General features: G+C 51.7%; 14 protein-coding genes. 12 read left to right on the top strand and 2 right to left on the bottom strand.

All coding sequences use genetic code 11. The features are described 5' to 3' along the window. Nucleotides 1-137 precede the first annotated feature (137 nt). Nucleotides 138-1028 (bottom strand): LysR family transcriptional regulator, encoded by an 891-nt coding sequence (locus R0134_RS00765; protein WP_319783033.1) that lies wholly within the window; start codon nt 1026-1028, stop codon nt 138-140. Nucleotides 1029-1185: 157 nt separating this feature from the next. On the opposite strand from R0134_RS00765, the gene R0134_RS00760 reads away from it, so the two are divergent. The 6 genes from R0134_RS00760 to R0134_RS00735 all read left to right on the top strand — a co-directional run bounded on the left by R0134_RS00760 (nt 1186) and on the right by R0134_RS00735 (nt 6781). Continuing rightward, nucleotides 1186-3486 (top strand): FdhF/YdeP family oxidoreductase, encoded by a 2301-nt coding sequence (locus tag R0134_RS00760; protein ID WP_319783032.1) that lies wholly within the window; start codon nt 1186-1188, stop codon nt 3484-3486. A 163-nt stretch (nt 3487-3649) separates the two neighbouring features. Next, nucleotides 3650-4183: a superoxide dismutase [Cu-Zn] SodC gene (gene sodC / locus R0134_RS00755; protein WP_319783031.1), complete on the top strand. Its 534-nt coding sequence runs from the start codon at nt 3650-3652 to the stop codon at nt 4181-4183. Between the two features lie 325 nt (nt 4184-4508). Next, the gene (locus R0134_RS00750; RefSeq protein ID WP_319783030.1) at nt 4509-5234 is read left to right on the top strand and encodes an AzlC family ABC transporter permease; all 726 of its coding nucleotides are present in this window, start codon (nt 4509-4511) and stop codon (nt 5232-5234) included. Next, nucleotides 5227-5556 (top strand): AzlD domain-containing protein, encoded by a 330-nt coding sequence (locus tag R0134_RS00745; RefSeq protein WP_319783029.1) that lies wholly within the window; start codon nt 5227-5229, stop codon nt 5554-5556. Before R0134_RS00750 ends, R0134_RS00745 begins: the two co-directional genes overlap by 8 nt. 447 nt (nt 5557-6003) lie before the next feature. Next, nucleotides 6004-6438 (top strand): Lrp/AsnC family transcriptional regulator, encoded by a 435-nt coding sequence (locus R0134_RS00740; RefSeq protein ID WP_319784276.1) that lies wholly within the window; start codon nt 6004-6006, stop codon nt 6436-6438. A 94-nt stretch (nt 6439-6532) separates the two neighbouring features. Next, nucleotides 6533-6781, top strand: a complete 249-nt coding sequence (locus R0134_RS00735) for a Rho-binding antiterminator (protein ID WP_319783028.1) — start codon at nt 6533-6535, stop codon at nt 6779-6781. A 228-nt stretch (nt 6782-7009) separates the two neighbouring features. Here the strand turns inward: R0134_RS00735 and R0134_RS00730 are convergent, their stop codons facing one another. Next, complete coding sequence (locus R0134_RS00730; protein WP_319783027.1) at nt 7010-7648, bottom strand: DUF1826 domain-containing protein; 639 nt, start codon at nt 7646-7648, stop codon at nt 7010-7012. A 101-nt stretch (nt 7649-7749) separates the two neighbouring features. Between R0134_RS00730 and zigA the strand changes: the two genes are divergently transcribed. The 6 genes from zigA (at nt 7750) to R0134_RS00700 (ending at nt 14935) form a co-directional block, all read left to right on the top strand. Continuing rightward, a complete protein-coding gene (gene zigA, locus R0134_RS00725) occupies nt 7750-8955 on the top strand; it encodes a zinc metallochaperone GTPase ZigA (RefSeq protein WP_319783026.1) in 1206 nt (401 codons plus the stop codon). A 107-nt stretch (nt 8956-9062) separates the two neighbouring features. Next, complete coding sequence (gene greB / locus R0134_RS00720; RefSeq protein WP_319783025.1) at nt 9063-9551, top strand: transcription elongation factor GreB; 489 nt, start codon at nt 9063-9065, stop codon at nt 9549-9551. 433 nt (nt 9552-9984) lie between these two features. After that, the gene (locus R0134_RS00715; protein ID WP_319783024.1) at nt 9985-12378 is read left to right on the top strand and encodes a Tex family protein; all 2394 of its coding nucleotides are present in this window, start codon (nt 9985-9987) and stop codon (nt 12376-12378) included. 319 nt (nt 12379-12697) lie between these two features. Further along, nucleotides 12698-13588, top strand: a complete 891-nt coding sequence (locus R0134_RS00710) for a polysaccharide lyase (RefSeq protein WP_319783023.1) — start codon at nt 12698-12700, stop codon at nt 13586-13588. Between the two features lie 138 nt (nt 13589-13726). Beyond that, nucleotides 13727-14146 carry a GNAT family N-acetyltransferase gene (locus tag R0134_RS00705; RefSeq protein WP_319783022.1) on the top strand — a complete coding sequence of 140 codons (420 nt, stop codon included), beginning with the start codon at nt 13727-13729 and terminating at the stop codon, nt 14144-14146. Nucleotides 14147-14239: 93 nt separating this feature from the next. Further along, nucleotides 14240-14935 (top strand): pseudouridine synthase, encoded by a 696-nt coding sequence (locus tag R0134_RS00700; RefSeq protein ID WP_319783021.1) that lies wholly within the window; start codon nt 14240-14242, stop codon nt 14933-14935. Nucleotides 14936-15215 lie beyond the last annotated feature (280 nt).

The following is a 15215-nucleotide window of genomic DNA, read 5'->3' as shown; positions in this document are numbered from 1 at the left end:
TATTGTTATCACTATGCTCAGTTAGCCAAGCACAAGCCCACATAGACAGGTGCCGCCCTTTACGAGATTAAGTAATAATCATAGAACATAGCGCATAGTTATGGCGTCTAGTTATGGAGCACAGTAACGGCGCATGATTATGGCGTGGGATGCCAGCATTCTTTGGCCACATCAAAAAAGCCTTTGGCCAGTACGCTAGCATGCTCATCGTTACGCATCACTAGCGCACCAAGGCGCGCCATAGCAGGTAATGCCAGAGGCCGAATTTCCACACCTGGCAGCTCGGCAAACAACACACTGCCAGCAGGGATCAGCGCGCATCCTAGGCTAGAGTGCACGGCGCGCATCAAGCGATACACAGAATTGGAGCTCAAGACCGGTTGCAACTGAATGTTTTGCTGGGCAAACAGCGTGTCGAGATAACGACGGAAATACATCCCCGCTTTAGGTAAACATAAAGGTAACTCGGCTAAGTCTGCCAAGGTAGGCGCGGCAGGAATGCGCTCACGCCAGCCCGGGCCAAAGGCCACCACCACGCCTTGCTCTGGCAGCGCCAAGCTGTTTAATCGCGCCAACACCTCAGTTTCAAAAAAGCCGCCACCGATATCAAGGCTGTTATTGGCTAAGCCCTGCAAAATCTCATCAGCGGTCATATCATTGAGCTCAAAACTCAAATGAGGATAACGCTGCTGCAAACGCACTAATATCGGGCTTAAGTCCATACAGCTTAACGGCACTAAACCGATGCGCACCGTACCGGTGAGGCTGCCTTTCATCGCTGCCACTTCTAATTTAAGGTTGTCATAATGGCTTAATAGCACCTGTGCCTGCACCAATACCCGCTCACCTTCGGGTGTAAAGCCTTCAAACTGTTTGCCGCGGCGGATCAGCAGCATTCCAAGCTCAGTTTCCAGTTGTTTAAGCCGCATCGACAGCGTGGGCTGCGTAACGTGGCAGGCTTGTGCCGCGCGGCCAAAATGGCGCTCTTGTGCCAAAGCACACAAATAATGCAGCTGTTTAATGTCCATAACCGGCTCGCCTTTAATCAATATAAAAGATGATTTGAAGATTCATTGATAGATAACATCAATCATCTTATCGATCCTTTCAATTAGATCACCTAAGACTGGCTGTCTACACTGATTTTATTGAGTTAGGCATTTATTCGCTGGGTTGAGTCTGGTTATGAGCAAAAAAATTAAACCGTATCAAGGCCCCGCCGGTGGCTGGGGCGCATTGTCATCCACCACCCGCTTTGTGTTTGGCAGCAAACAACCCGCGGCCAATATTCGCAACCTATTGCGGGCCAATAAGGTAAAAGGCTTCGATTGCCCAGGCTGTGCTTGGGGAGATGAACCGGGCAAACACTTTTCCTTTTGTGAAAACGGCGCCAAGGCCATTAGCTGGGAAGCCACCACCAAGCGCGTTACCCCCGCTTTTTTTGCCCAACATTCGCTCAGCCACCTATTGCGCCAAAGTGATTACTTTCTCGAATATCAAGGTCGGCTCGAGCAGCCCATGGTGCTTAATCGGGAAACGGATCATTACCAGCCTATTTCTTGGCAAGATGCCTTTGCGCTTATCGCCCGTCATTTGCAGGCGCTGGAGCATCCAGACCAATTAGAGCTGTATACCTCAGGCCGCGCCAGCAACGAAGCCGCCTATCTGTATCAATTATTTGGCCGCAGTTTTGGTACCAATAACTTTCCTGATTGCTCCAATCTCTGCCACGAAGCCAGCGGGGTTGCACTCACCCAAGCCATTGGCGTGGGCAAGGGTACCGTCACACTAAAAGACTTCGACGAAGCCGATGCTATTTTCGTGTTTGGCCAAAACCCCGGCACTAACCATCCGCGCATGTTACATAGCTTGCGCAATGCCGCCCGCAACGGCGCCGCCATTGTTAGCTTTAACAACCTAAAAGAAAGAGGACTAGAGCGATTCGCGGATCCGCAAAGCCCTATCGAGATGCTCACGCCCGCAGATTCGCGTATTTCCAGCCATTATTTTTGCCCGCGCTTAGGGGGCGATATGGCGGCGGTGCGCGGCATGGTTAAGCAATTACTGGTATGGGATAGTGCCGCCTTGGCTGAGGGCAAAGCAGGTATCTTTGACCGCGACTTTATCGCCGAGCACACGGTTGGCCTAGATGCTTATCTTGCCCAAGTTGCCGCCACCTCTTGGGCGCAGATCACCGAGCAATCGGGGTTGAGCCAAACACAAATAACTCAAGCAGCACGTGTGTATGCGGATGCTAAACGGGTAATTATTACTTGGGCCATGGGCATTACTCAGCACAAACATTCGGTTGCCACCATACAAGAGATCACTAACTTACAGCTGTTATGTGGTCAGCTGGGTAAGCCGGGGGCGGGCTTGTGCCCAGTGCGCGGCCACAGCAATGTGCAGGGCAACCGTACCGTGGGCATTAATGAACAACCCAGCAGCGCTTTTTTAGACAATTTAGAGCAGCACTTTAAGCAGCCGATGCCGCGCCACGCCGGACATAATGCCGTGGCGGCCATTCAAGCCATGCTAGACGGCCAGTCAAAAGTATTTATCGCCCTTGGTGGCAATATTGCAGCGGCGGCTCCCGACACCCATGCCACTGGGCGCGCCTTAACCAACTGCGCACTCACAGTACAAATTAGTACCAAGCTCAACCGCAGCCATTTAATGGCCGGCAAAGAGACGCTAATTTTGCCTTGTCTGGGCCGCACCGAAGAAGACGTGCAAGCCAATGGCCCGCAATTTATTACGGTGGAAGACTCGTTCAGCATGGTGCATGCCTCCCAAGGCGTGGGCAAGCCCAATAGCCCACAGCAACGTTCAGAAACCGCCATTGTGGCCGGTATTGCTCAAGCCATACTGGGGACCAAACCACTAGACTGGCTCGCCATGGCACAAGATTACAATTTGATCCGCGACCACATGGCCGCCACCTTGCCAGGTTTTGAGCAGTTTAATGAGCGCCTCACAACACCCGGCGGTTTTTATTTGGGTAACAGTGCCGCCCGTTATCAATGGCAAACCGCGAACGGTAAGGCAAATTTTGCCGCCACGTCGCTGCCCACTCAGCTGATCCCAGAAGCCATTACCGCCAAGGCCCAAGGCCTGCTATCTACCCTACAAACCCTGCGTTCCCACGATCAGTACAACACCACTATCTACGGCATGGACGATCGCTATCGCGGTGTTTATGGCCAGCGCATGGTGTTGTTTATGAACCCAGACGAAATAAAGCGCCGCGGATTAAAGGAAGGCGACTGGGTAGAGTTAAGCAGTGTCTGGCTGGACGATGTGGAGCGTAAAGTAGAGGGCTTTAAGGTGGTGGCTTATGATATTCCGCCGGGTAACGTGGCGGCCTATTACCCAGAAACCAACCCGCTGGTGCCCTTGCACAGCGTCGGCGATGGCAGTGATACACCTACTTCCAAAGCCATACCCATATTGATCCGCAAGCAAACCGCACCACGCCTGATTTAGCCAACAGGTTTATAGCCGAGCCTAGGTCGAACATTCTCGAATATTGTCGACCTGTGCTCTACGCTTGGGTAGCTCTAATGTGGAAACTAAGTTTGCAAGAATCAGAGTGAAAATTCAGTATGAAACCTTCAATGCGAAAACTCAGTATTAAATGGGAGTCATCATGAAATATGCTTTATTAACGAGCGCGCTGTTAGCCACCGCCCTCAGTGGCACGGCACTGGCGAACGATTTGAGTATTGAAATTCATCAGGTGGATGAGCAAGGAACCACTAGCTCGTTGGGCACCATAGCGGTGGCTGAAACCGACTACGGCCTGTTATTTACCCCCAATTTATCTAATTTAGCAGCTGGTATTCATGGTTTTCATATTCACGAACGCCCAGACTGCGGGCCGAAAAAAGGCGACGACGGTAAAGTAGTCCCCGCCGGTGCGGCAGGCGGTCATTTTGACCCAGAGAAAACCGGTCAACATCTCGGGCCTTATGATGCCAAAGGTCATTTAGGTGATTTGCCAGCCCTGTATGTGGATGCGGACGGCCATGCTAATTATCCCCTGTTAGCGCCTAAGCTTGAAAAACTCAGCCAAATTCAAGGCCGTGCCATCATGATCCACGCCGGTGGCGACAACCACAGTGACGATCCTGCCCCATTAGGCGGCGGCGGTGCTCGCATGGCATGCGGAGTGATTAAGTAATTTACATGTGAGGAGTGAATGGTGAGGCATGAGGTGATAAAGCAAATACCTCCTGCCATTGGTGCTTACCTCTTACGCCTCACATTCTCTTACCCACGCATAAAAAAAGAGCACTTAAAGTGCTCTTTTTTATCGGCGCTTGCCGCTATGTACTGTGGTCTTATGTTCTATGCCTTGGGCTTGTGGTCCAGCTCCTACAGAGTCGGTCATGACTCCGGTCGATAGTCTGCAACCGACTGAACATTTCGGTAAACTACTCGCCTGATATTGAACTCCAGGGTCTGTTGCGTCCCGAAACCACCTGAATATACAAGGACAATAAAAGATGTCATCAAGCGGCAAGCGTGATTTTTTGGAAGGGGTAAGAGATTTGCTGCCGATGGTACCAGGGGTATTGCCTTTTGGACTCATTGCCGGGGCCAATGGCACCAATCTGGGCTTCAGCCCCGAGATGACCATTGGCATGACATTGCTGTTTTTTGCCGGCTCGGCACAGCTGGCGGCCTATCAGTTGATTCAAGAACAGGCATTACCGGCGGTCATTATCTTCACCGCGTTAATGGTGAATATTCGCTTCCTTATCTATAGCGCCACCTTCGCCCCGCTGCTGCACTCATTGAAGACCCGCCACAAATGGCCTCTGGTATACCTGATCAGCGATCAGGCCTATGGGTTGTGTGCGACTCGCTTTACGCCCGAACAGAGTGACAGGGAGAAGCTTTATTATTTCGCCGGTACGGCAGTGGCGCTGGCGGTAAGCTGGGTTGGCTCTGTCATCCTCGGCCTGCTGGTTGGCGAGCAAATACCGGCCGAGTGGTCACTGGAGTTCGCCATTCCCCTGGCATTCATCGCCATGCTGGTATCGAGTATCCGTAACCGGGCATCGCTGATCACGGCGGTGTTTTCGGCTCTGGTGGCAACCAGCCTGATCCAGCTTCCCTATAACCTGGGCTTTATTGCGGCCATTATCGGCGGTACCACCATCGGCCTGATTGCCAGCTCTTTCATCACCAAAATCAGTCTGAAGGCACAAAGGGAAAACAATGGATAACCTGACACTCTGGTTGATATTTATCGCCGTCTGCATCGGCACCTTCGCCATTCGGCTGTCGTTCGTGCATCTTCATGGCAGGGGCAGCTTCAATATTGGTAAGCACCAGACCACATTGCAGCTGCTGGCTCCCGCCGTGCTGGCCGCGCTGTCCATCCCTGCCGTCATATTTCAGGATAAAACCACGCTGGACTCGGTGAGCGTCGCACAGATAACGGCGGCTCTGGTCACGGCCATACTGGCCTGGGCTTTCAAGGGGGTCTTCTGGCCCTTGTGTCTGGGCATGATTACCTTCTGGATTATGAAGTTTTACAGCTTCTAGCAACCCGTTCAGACTCGGCCTTGCCCAACAGAAAGCAAGGCCCTCCGCCATCCTCCTTGGTATGCGAAGGGAACCACTGCACCAGCCGTCGTCCAAATGCCAGAAACACCAAAGCCAGCCTCTGCGGCTGGCTTTTGATGCTCTGTATTAGGCTTGTGGCCCAGTTCCCAGCCTAACATTCGATTAAAATGCGGCCTTTGTGAGGCGTACCGATGGGATAAATCGGCTTGCAACAGGCTCCGAGGGTAACGGTCTGTTTGTCTCCAGCAGATGAAGCTATAGTAGCGCTTATCTTAAGGAGAGTGGTTGCAAAGATGCGGTTAAAATCCGCTTCTAACGCAATGATTCACCCCTTATAATACAAAATTAGCTTAGTCATATCTCAGAGGTAATATTTTGAGCAATCTAGTGCAACTCGACAGAACCGATCGCCGAATTTTAGAGCTGATGCAAGCTAATGGGCGCATTAGCAATCTGGAGCTGGCCGAGCGCGTTGGTTTATCGCCCTCACCCTGCTCTCGACGCGTAAAAGCCTTGGAAGATGCCGGCTTAATTGCCGAGCATGTCACCTTACTCAATGCCAATAAGCTAGGTTTAAGCTTACAAGCCTACATTCATATCTCGCTGGACCGCCATACTCCAGAGCGATTTGAGTCTTTCGATGCGGCCATTAACGGTTTTTCTGAAGTCTTGGAATGTGACTTAGTCACCGGCACCGAGGCCGACTATCAGTTAAAAGTGGTGGTGCGCGACATGGAGCATTATCAGCAGTTTTTACTGGGCAAGCTCACCCGCGTGAATGGCGTAACCGGCGTGCGATCCAGCTTTGTGCTGCGCCGTATTAAGCACGAAACCGCCCTGCCGCTGGATCATTTGGGCTAGCTTGGTTAAAACTTAAGTGTAAGAACTTAAGCACCAGCACTGAAACATAAGCATTGAACTATATGGCGTGAGGCGTAAGCCGATAAGGAGCAAGATGATGATGAACTGTGAACAGCACGACTATATCGAAATTGCCTGCCTGTATCGTTACCCCGTGATTTTAACGCTCAATTCGGGAGACGTGATTAATGGCATCGCCATAGATACCACTCACGATCCCAACCGGCAAGAATGCATCCAAGTGCTGGTGGAGCACAGGGCCATATTGGTGCCTTTAACCGAACTGATTAGCATGAAAAGTGCCACCTTCAATCCCCATTTTGACTACATTGCCTTTAACTAAATAACTACACTGGGTTTCTGACCGAGCCTTGGGAGCAAAAACAACGACTGCGGTAATACATCATGCCTTACTGGTCTGCCACAAAAGCCAGACGTCAGGCGATTTGTTTGTCCATCCTTTGACCATGACGGCTGATGTCGTGGCTATCAAATGTATGACCGACAACTCGGTAGGCAAGGCTTCGGCCAGCAGGACAGATAGCTCTTGCAAATGAGTTCACTCGGCTTTTTATTCCGCCATATCCAAAGACAAAAACAGGCGCCGCTCGCCGATTGGCACCGGCGGAGATCTATGCCATAAACCTCGGCCCATATTATCTTGCCAGCCTTCGCCTTTTAATAATGCCACCTCACCGACTGCTAACTGCTGCCAGTGTGTTGGCTGTTGGCTATTAGCTTCAGTATTACCTTCAAGTAAAAACCGGCGCTGCTTCGTATTTAGCCAATGGGTGCCCGGCCCTTGATAGGTGGTCACTAACCGACATGGCACCTGATCCACATGAAAACTTGGGCACATGGCCGTTTGTAGGCTCGCCAGCCGCAAACCTAGGTAATTCAGCTCAAATAAACAAGCAAACATATCCGCCAATTGCTGCACATCGGCGACAAAATCCTCATAGCCCGCCAGTTTCGGCAAAACAGCGCTCAGCGTCTCAGTCACACGGGTCACTGGCAGTAACTGGCGCACATTAATATGTAGCTGTTGCTGCGTTAAAGCATTGATATAACCAGCCGCCCCAGCGGGTACGGGTCTTTGCCAAAGAGCGAGTTGGCAGGCGTCTTGATAAATCTGGGTAAAGGCATCGGGGGTTTCACGGGTAAAGCAAATAGGCTCGTCGAGCGCAGTCACTGGCTGGGCAAACGTCATAGCTGAACATCCTAGTTCCAAGGGCAAGAAAGCGCTTACTATGACACTAGTTGTTATGTTATAACAACCGTATATTATCTATCAAACATCGGAATTAACCCATGCTTTCCCCTCATAGTCCTAATGATCCACGCCTGCCCGTCACCGTCTTATCGGGTTTTCTGGGTGCTGGCAAAACGACGGTTCTTAACCATGTGCTTAATAATCGCCAAGGCTTGCGGGTGGCGGTGATCGTGAATGACATGAGTGAAGTGAACATAGATGCGGCCACCATTAATCGTGAGGTTAGCCTGCACCGGGGCGAAGAGCAGTTAATCGAACTGAGCAATGGCTGCATCTGCTGCACCTTGCGCGAAGACTTGCTGCTGGAGGTGTCACGTTTAGCGAAAGCGGGTCGCTTCGATTATCTGCTGATTGAGTCCACCGGCATTGCGGAACCCTTACCGGTGGCAGAAACCTTTATTTTTAGCGATGAGGACGGCGTTAGTCTCAATACTATCGCGCGCCTAGATACCATGGTCACGGTGGTGGATGCGGTGAATTTTTTAGCCGACTTTAATGCCGCCGACGACTTACAAGACAGAGGCGAAAGCTTAGGCGAGGACGATGCGCGCAGCGTGACCGACTTGTTGATCGATCAGGTAGAGTTTTGTGATGTATTGCTGCTCAGCAAAACCGATTTAGTGTCTGCCAGCCAGCTGAGTGAGCTGCAGGCGATTTTGACCAGCTTAAATCCGACAGCCGAAATCATTGCCATCAGTCAAGGCCAAGTGGACATTAACCGCATCCTGAATACCGGTCGTTTTTGTTTTGAACGCGCCGCCAATGCCCCCGGCTGGATGCAAACCTTGCGCGGTGAACACACGGCGGAAACCGATGAATATGGCATTAGCAGCACGGTTTATCGGGCGCGCACGCCTTTTCATCCGCAGCGCTTCTATAACTGGCTGCAAGAGCCCGAACAAGCCGGCAAGTTACTGCGCTCTAAAGGGTTTTTCTGGTTGGCCAGCCGCCCCGACTTTATTGGCCAATGGCATCAAGCCGGGGGCATTGCTTATCACGGCGGTGCCGGCTTATTTTGGCAGGCCATACCCGAAGCGGACTGGCCTACAGAGCAGGAAAGCCGCGCCCATATTCACGCTAACTGGCAAGCGCCTTTTGGCGATAAACGCCAAGAGCTGGTGTTTATCGGCCAGCAATTAAACGCTCATGAACTGCACCGCCAGCTTGACGAATGCTTGCTCACAGAGCAAGAAATGGCGCTCGACTGGCAAGATTTACCAGACCCTTTCCCAGCCTGGGACTAATTGCGGGGATTATGACTCGCGACTGTCGGCTCTTGCTCAGGCTTCCTTCTTCTCAGCTGCTCAGCCACAATGGCCAGCAATTGTTTGGCCATTAAATAGACTTAGCGATGAAAACCAACCTGATCACCCGTGCCGGCTGGCATAAGCTGGACCTAGAGTTAAAAGAGCTATGGAAGGTAGAGCGCCCCGCCGTGACTCAAGCGGTATCAGAAGCGGCCGCCATGGGCGACCGCAGTGAGAACGCGGAATACATATATGGCAAGAAGCGCCTTAGAGAGATTGACAGGCGCATCCGCTTTTTGATGAAACGCTTGGAAGCGCTAAAAATCGTCGATTACGATCCGCGCCAAGACGGCAAGGTGTTCTTTGGTGCTTGGGTGGAGTTAGAAAACGAGGCGGGTGACGTAGTGCGCTATCGCATCGTGGGCAGTGATGAAATGGATCCGAAAAACAATTACATCACCATTAACTCCCCCATGGCTCGCGCCCTGATTGGCAAGCAAGTGGACGACGAAGTGCTGGTACAAACCCCCTCCGGCATCAAAGAATGGTATATCAATAAGATTCAATATCAGCCTTTTACAGAGCAGCCGTAAGCCGTCAGTTAGTTTAAGGTCAACGGCAAAACAGTTCCAGCTCACACGGCACCAGCAGTTAAAGCGTTGGGCTACAAGGTGTGGCGTCTTTTGTTTTTTTGCCGTCTTCCTGATGAACATCAGGATCTCGGTGTTGTTATTAATACTCAGCGCACCACCACGAGATACTGGGGCAAGCCCAGCATGACGACAATAAACAGTATCTGTTTTAGCCGATGGCTTGTCGCTGTCGTTTATGGCCTCCTTTCATTACCGCCCCCAACTGCTTCATAATAGAGCTCTCGGCTCACTCACTCGCCTACGAGCTATTTCTCAAATCTTGAGCCGAACGAACTTTCATTCAGCCCTGTATTGCTTCTGCACTACGGCTGGCTTTAAGCACATCGCCTTTTGTTATTGGCTGCGTGAACCACCGCGGTCTGGAGTAGTAAAGATGTCGAATATCAATCACGCCTTGGCCACCGAGCTGAGTGTCGCTAAATCTCAAGTGGATGCCGCCGTTAAGCTGTTGGATGAAGGCGCGACCGTGCCTTTTATTTCCCGTTATCGAAAAGAGGCCACTGGCGGCTTAGATGATACCCAGCTGCGTAACCTCGACAGTCGGCTGCATTATTTGCGCGAGTTAGAAGACAGACGCGCCGTGATCCTTCACTCCATTAGTGAGCAAGGCAAACTAAGCGAGGCACTGAAAAAAGAGCTGCTTAACGCCGATACCAAGACCCGTCTCGAAGACCTTTATTTGCCTTATAAACCTAAGCGTCGCACCAAAGGTCAAATAGCCATTGAAGCGGGCTTGCAGCCCCTCGCTGATGGCTTATTTAATGACCCCACGCAAGATCCGCAAACGATGGCCGCCCGCTTTATTAATGGGGACGCAGGCGTAGCGGATGAAAAAGCCGCCCTCGATGGCGCTAAATATATCTTAATGGAGCGCTTTGCCGAGCAAGCCGATTTGCTAGAAGCAGTGCGCCAATATTTACAGCAGCACGGCCAATTACAGGCCCGCGTTACTGCGGGACAAGAGCAAACCGGCGCCAAGTTTAAAGACTACTTTGAGCATCAAGAGCCCATCAGCCGCGTGCCATCGCACCGTTTGTTAGCCATGTTGCGTGGCCGCAATGAAGGTGTGCTGAGCTTGTCGCTTATCGTGGAAACCGAAGCCAGCACTCTTTCTCAAAAAGCCACCGCTCATCCCTGCGAAGGCATAGTGGCGCGCTTTATTGGCTGGCAAGCCCAAGGTCGCGCCGCCGATACGTGGCTGGCTGGCGTAGTAAGCTGGACTTGGCGGGTTAAGTTGTCGCTACAGATGGAAACCGAGCTGTTAGGCCATGCCCGCGAGCAGGCAGAAGTAGAAGCCATCAAGGTATTTGCCCTCAATATGCAAGACTTGCTGATGGCCGCACCCGCAGGCGCGCGCGTCACCATGGGCTTGGATCCGGGCATTCGTACCGGCGTTAAAGTGGTGGTGGTAGATGGCACCGGCAAGCTGTTGGCGCAAGATACGGTTTATCCGTTTGCTCCCTTTAATAAGGTAGAGCAAAGCTTACGCTCCTTGGAGGTATTGTGCCGCGCCCATAACGTCAGTTTGGTCAGTATCGGTAATGGCATCGCCTCGCGGGAAACCGAGCGCTTGGTAGAGCAACTGATCAAACAAAGCCCAGAGCTAAAGCTACAAAAAGTAGTGGTCAGCGAAGCTGGTGCCTCTGTGTATTCGGCTTCTGAATTAGCCGCCAATGAATTCCCGGACTTAGATGTATCGCTGCGCGGTGCCGTGTCTATCGCTCGTCGCTTACAAGATCCGCTGGCCGAGTTAGTAAAAATCGACCCTAAAAGTATCGGTGTGGGCCAATATCAGCACGATGTGTCGCAAACGCAGCTGGCCCGTAATCTGGATGCGGTAGTGGAAGACTGCGTAAACGCCGTGGGCGTAGATGTAAACATGGCCTCGGCACCTTTGCTGACGCGCGTCTCTGGCTTAACGCCCACTTTGGCGCAAAACATCGTGGCTTATCGTGATGAACAAGGGGTGTTTACCGAGCGTAAACAGTTATTAAAAGTGCCGCGTTTAGGGCCTAAAGCCTATGAGCAATGTGCCGGCTTCTTGCGTATTCGTGATGGTAAAAACCCACTCGATGCCTCCGCGGTGCACCCTGAAGCCTATCCGGTAGTAAACCGTATAGCCGCGGATTTAAAGCAGCCGGTGCAGGCCATTATTGGTAACAGCGAATTGCTGCGCAAACTTAGCCCACAAAACTACACGGACGCGGCCTTTGGTTTACCGACGGTGCAAGACATATTAAAAGAGCTGGATAAACCCGGCCGAGATCCGCGCCCCGAGTTTAAAGCGGCGCGCTTTATGGAAGGCGTAGAAAAACCCAGCGACCTTGAGCTCGACATGGTGTTAGAAGGTGTGGTGACCAACGTCACTAACTTCGGTGCTTTCGTAGATATTGGCGTGCATCAAGACGGTTTGGTGCATATTTCCGCCCTTACGGATCGCTTTATTAAAGACCCGCGCGAAGTGGTCAAAGCCGGCGATATCGTAAAAGTAAAAGTGATGGAAGTGGATCTGCAGCGTAAACGCATCGCGCTCACCATGCGTCTTGAACAAACCGCCGCCGATCACGGCAGTGGCAATGTGCGCACCGATCGCAGCAATGACCGCAAGCCAAGCCCGCAGCGAGAAAGCAGCCCTGAGCGTAATCAAAGCAATCAGCGCCCAGCGGCTAACAACCAAAGCCAACCACGCCCTGCCCGCCCAGAACAAGCAGCTCCCCAAGGCGCCATGGGTGCGGCACTCGCAGCGGCTTTACAGAAGAAAAAGTAAGATCTGCGTGACAGACAGGCCCAGAGTACTCCGGCCTGTCTGCATAAAGAATAAGGTTAGGCCGGTGTTAAGTCGCCGACACGCCATGAACCCGTCCGTGGCGCTCCGCTGCGCCACCTGACCGCCGAGAATGCCGGAACGGCAGGAGCATTTTTCGGCTTTGGCGCGGAGGGTCGGCGGAGCAGAACCCTTTAACCTCTTGGTCTTACATACGAGCTCTGTCGAATAAAAGCTCAACGTGATACCTGATTCCCCATGCCCCTCAGCCTCATTTAATGCCTAAACTGAACCTAGTAAGCACAAGGTGAGGAGCACGGTAATGAAAGAGCGTCACGATGGCAAAAGTCTGTTCGGGGTGATCCCACGGGGAGCATCTTCTGGGGTGGAGCGCAAGCCGTGGATACCGAATGGAGCAAGAGAGCGGGTGATGTTCATGAATAAAATCCAATGCTTACTTCACACAATGTTTGTTGTTTTTTTGCTTTTATTGAGCAACCCAGCTAATGCGAAAGTGTACAGCTCCAAATTGATATCATTTAATAGCTGGCCTGCCTGGACCATTTATGGACAAAAACAAGTAGAAAAAGATTTTGGCAATTATAAAGTCCTGCAAGGTGGCAATCGATTAAGAATAGACAAGCAGAAAGGATTAAGATTTTATTTACCTAAAGGCTCTCTCGGCAGCTCACAGGGCGGGGGAATCATAAAATCTTCCATTGTAAAAAAAAGCAACTACAGCTTTTCTTTTGATATTAGATTTGATTCTAGATTTCCATGGAGCAAGGGTGGGAAAATTCCAGGCTTGAGTGGTGGCAAGGGCTATACCGCAGGCCACCCCGCATGGAAGGGTGACGGATTTAGTATACGAATCATGTGGAGAGAGGGGGGACGGTTAATTCCTTATGTATACCATATGGATCAGCCAGGTAAGTACGGAGATACTTTTGGAGCGACCATAGGATACCTAAATAGCAAGGAAACCTTTAATATCAGATATTGGGTGAAGCTGAATAACGGAAATAAAAAAGATGGAATTTTAAAGATTTTTATCGACAATGTTCTTATGTTTGAAAAAAGAGACATTAGATTTAAAAATAACGAAAGTAAAATCGACACGGCTCATATCTCTGTATTCCCAGGCGGCGGAACTAACGATTGGAAAATGACCGGAGATGGTTATATAAGAATAGATAATATCAAATGGCAATGATTAGGGTCTGTTGACCGACGCCGACGACTTGCTTCGGCTGGCCAGAGAGCTGGCCTTGCAGCTGGATCCGAGGCAAACCTCTGCCACTTGGCCGCATTCGGTGTAAAATACGCCTTTCCCCTTGCACCTGGAGCCCTCATGACCGTCACCATAGCCCCCTTCGACACCGAACATCAGCCACACATTCGCGCTATTCGCGAGGCGGTATTCATACAAGAACAGGGGGTGTTACCCGAGCTGGAGTTCGACGGTCTGGATGCCTCTGCCATGCAAGTGCTGGCGGTGGTGGACGGCCAATATGTAGGCACGGGCCGCATGTTGGACGATGGCCATATTGGTCGCATCGCTATTTTGCGCCACTATCGGGGCTTGGGGCTGGGTGCCAAAGTGGTACAGGCGCTGATCGCCGAGGCCACTCGCCTGAGTTATCCGCGGGTATATCTGGGCGCGCAAACCCACGCCGTCGACTTCTATGCCAAGCTGGGCTTCACCCCCTATGGTGACGAGTTTATGGATGCCGGGATCCCGCACCTGTCCATGGAAAAGTCGTTAATCTGAATGTCGGCGCCAAGACCAGCGCCGAGTTCTCTGACTGACCCCGGGTGTGCAGCTGTGCGATAATGGCGTTCTTTGCCACCAGCCGGGTTTGCCATGCGCCTCGATAAATTCATCTGCAAGAGTACCGAGCTGAGCCGAACCGAGGCCAGACGCGTCATCCATGCCGGCGAGATTATCGTCAACGGTGAAATAGTGACCAATGAGGCGACCCAGGTACATGAAAACAACCTGATTACTCTGGCCGGACGGCGGCTGGTCGCCCGGCCCTCCCGTTACCTCATGATGCACAAGCCAGCCGGCACCCTGTGCTCGAACGTGGATGGTGTCTATCCGTCGCTGTTTCATCGGCTGGATATCGACCGAGCCGATGATCTGCATATCGTCGGCCGTCTGGATGCGGATACCACCGGCTTGGTGCTGCTCACAGACGACGGGCGCTGGTCTTATCACATTACACATCCAGATAGCGGCTGTAATAAGGTGTATCGGGTGACACTCAGAGACTCACTGACCCCAGACACCGCTCAGCTGTTTAACCAAGGTATTCGCTTACAAGGTGAAGCTAAGCTCACCTTGCCGGCTCAATTAGAGTCGGTGACACCCACCGAGGTGCTGCTCACCATTGTTGAGGGCCGCTTTCATCAAGTGAAACGTATGTTTGCCGCCGTGGGTAATAAAGTAGTGAGCCTGCATCGTGAACAAATTGATCAGCTGCGCTTAGATGTACCAGTAGGCGAATGGCGTCATTTAACGGCAGAGGAAGTGATGAGTACTAGCGGTCAGCCGTAGGCTATACGTCAACGGATTAGGCTTTCTTGACCTTGTAGATACCCCTATTTTAAGCAAAGAGTATTCGGCACGGTTTGTTCTCTAAAAATCGCCAGCTACGCTGTCCCGCCGAATAAATTGGCGGCTACAAGAGACGATTATTTTGTAGGAGCCAATTTATTCGGCTCGGTCTGTGTTTAAGTGCAAACCCATTTTACTACGCAGAACCGGCGAAGTCCTCTTTACTAAAGAGACGACCGGCTACAAGTGAGCAAAAGTGGCGGCTACAGCGCAATTTCCA

Origin of the sequence: Oceanisphaera sp. IT1-181 (assembly GCF_033807535.1) — a bacterium.
GTDB lineage: Bacteria > Pseudomonadota > Gammaproteobacteria > Enterobacterales > Aeromonadaceae > Oceanimonas.
Note: the sequence above shows the minus strand (reverse complement) of the source record. Positions and strands in the feature narration are given on the sequence as shown.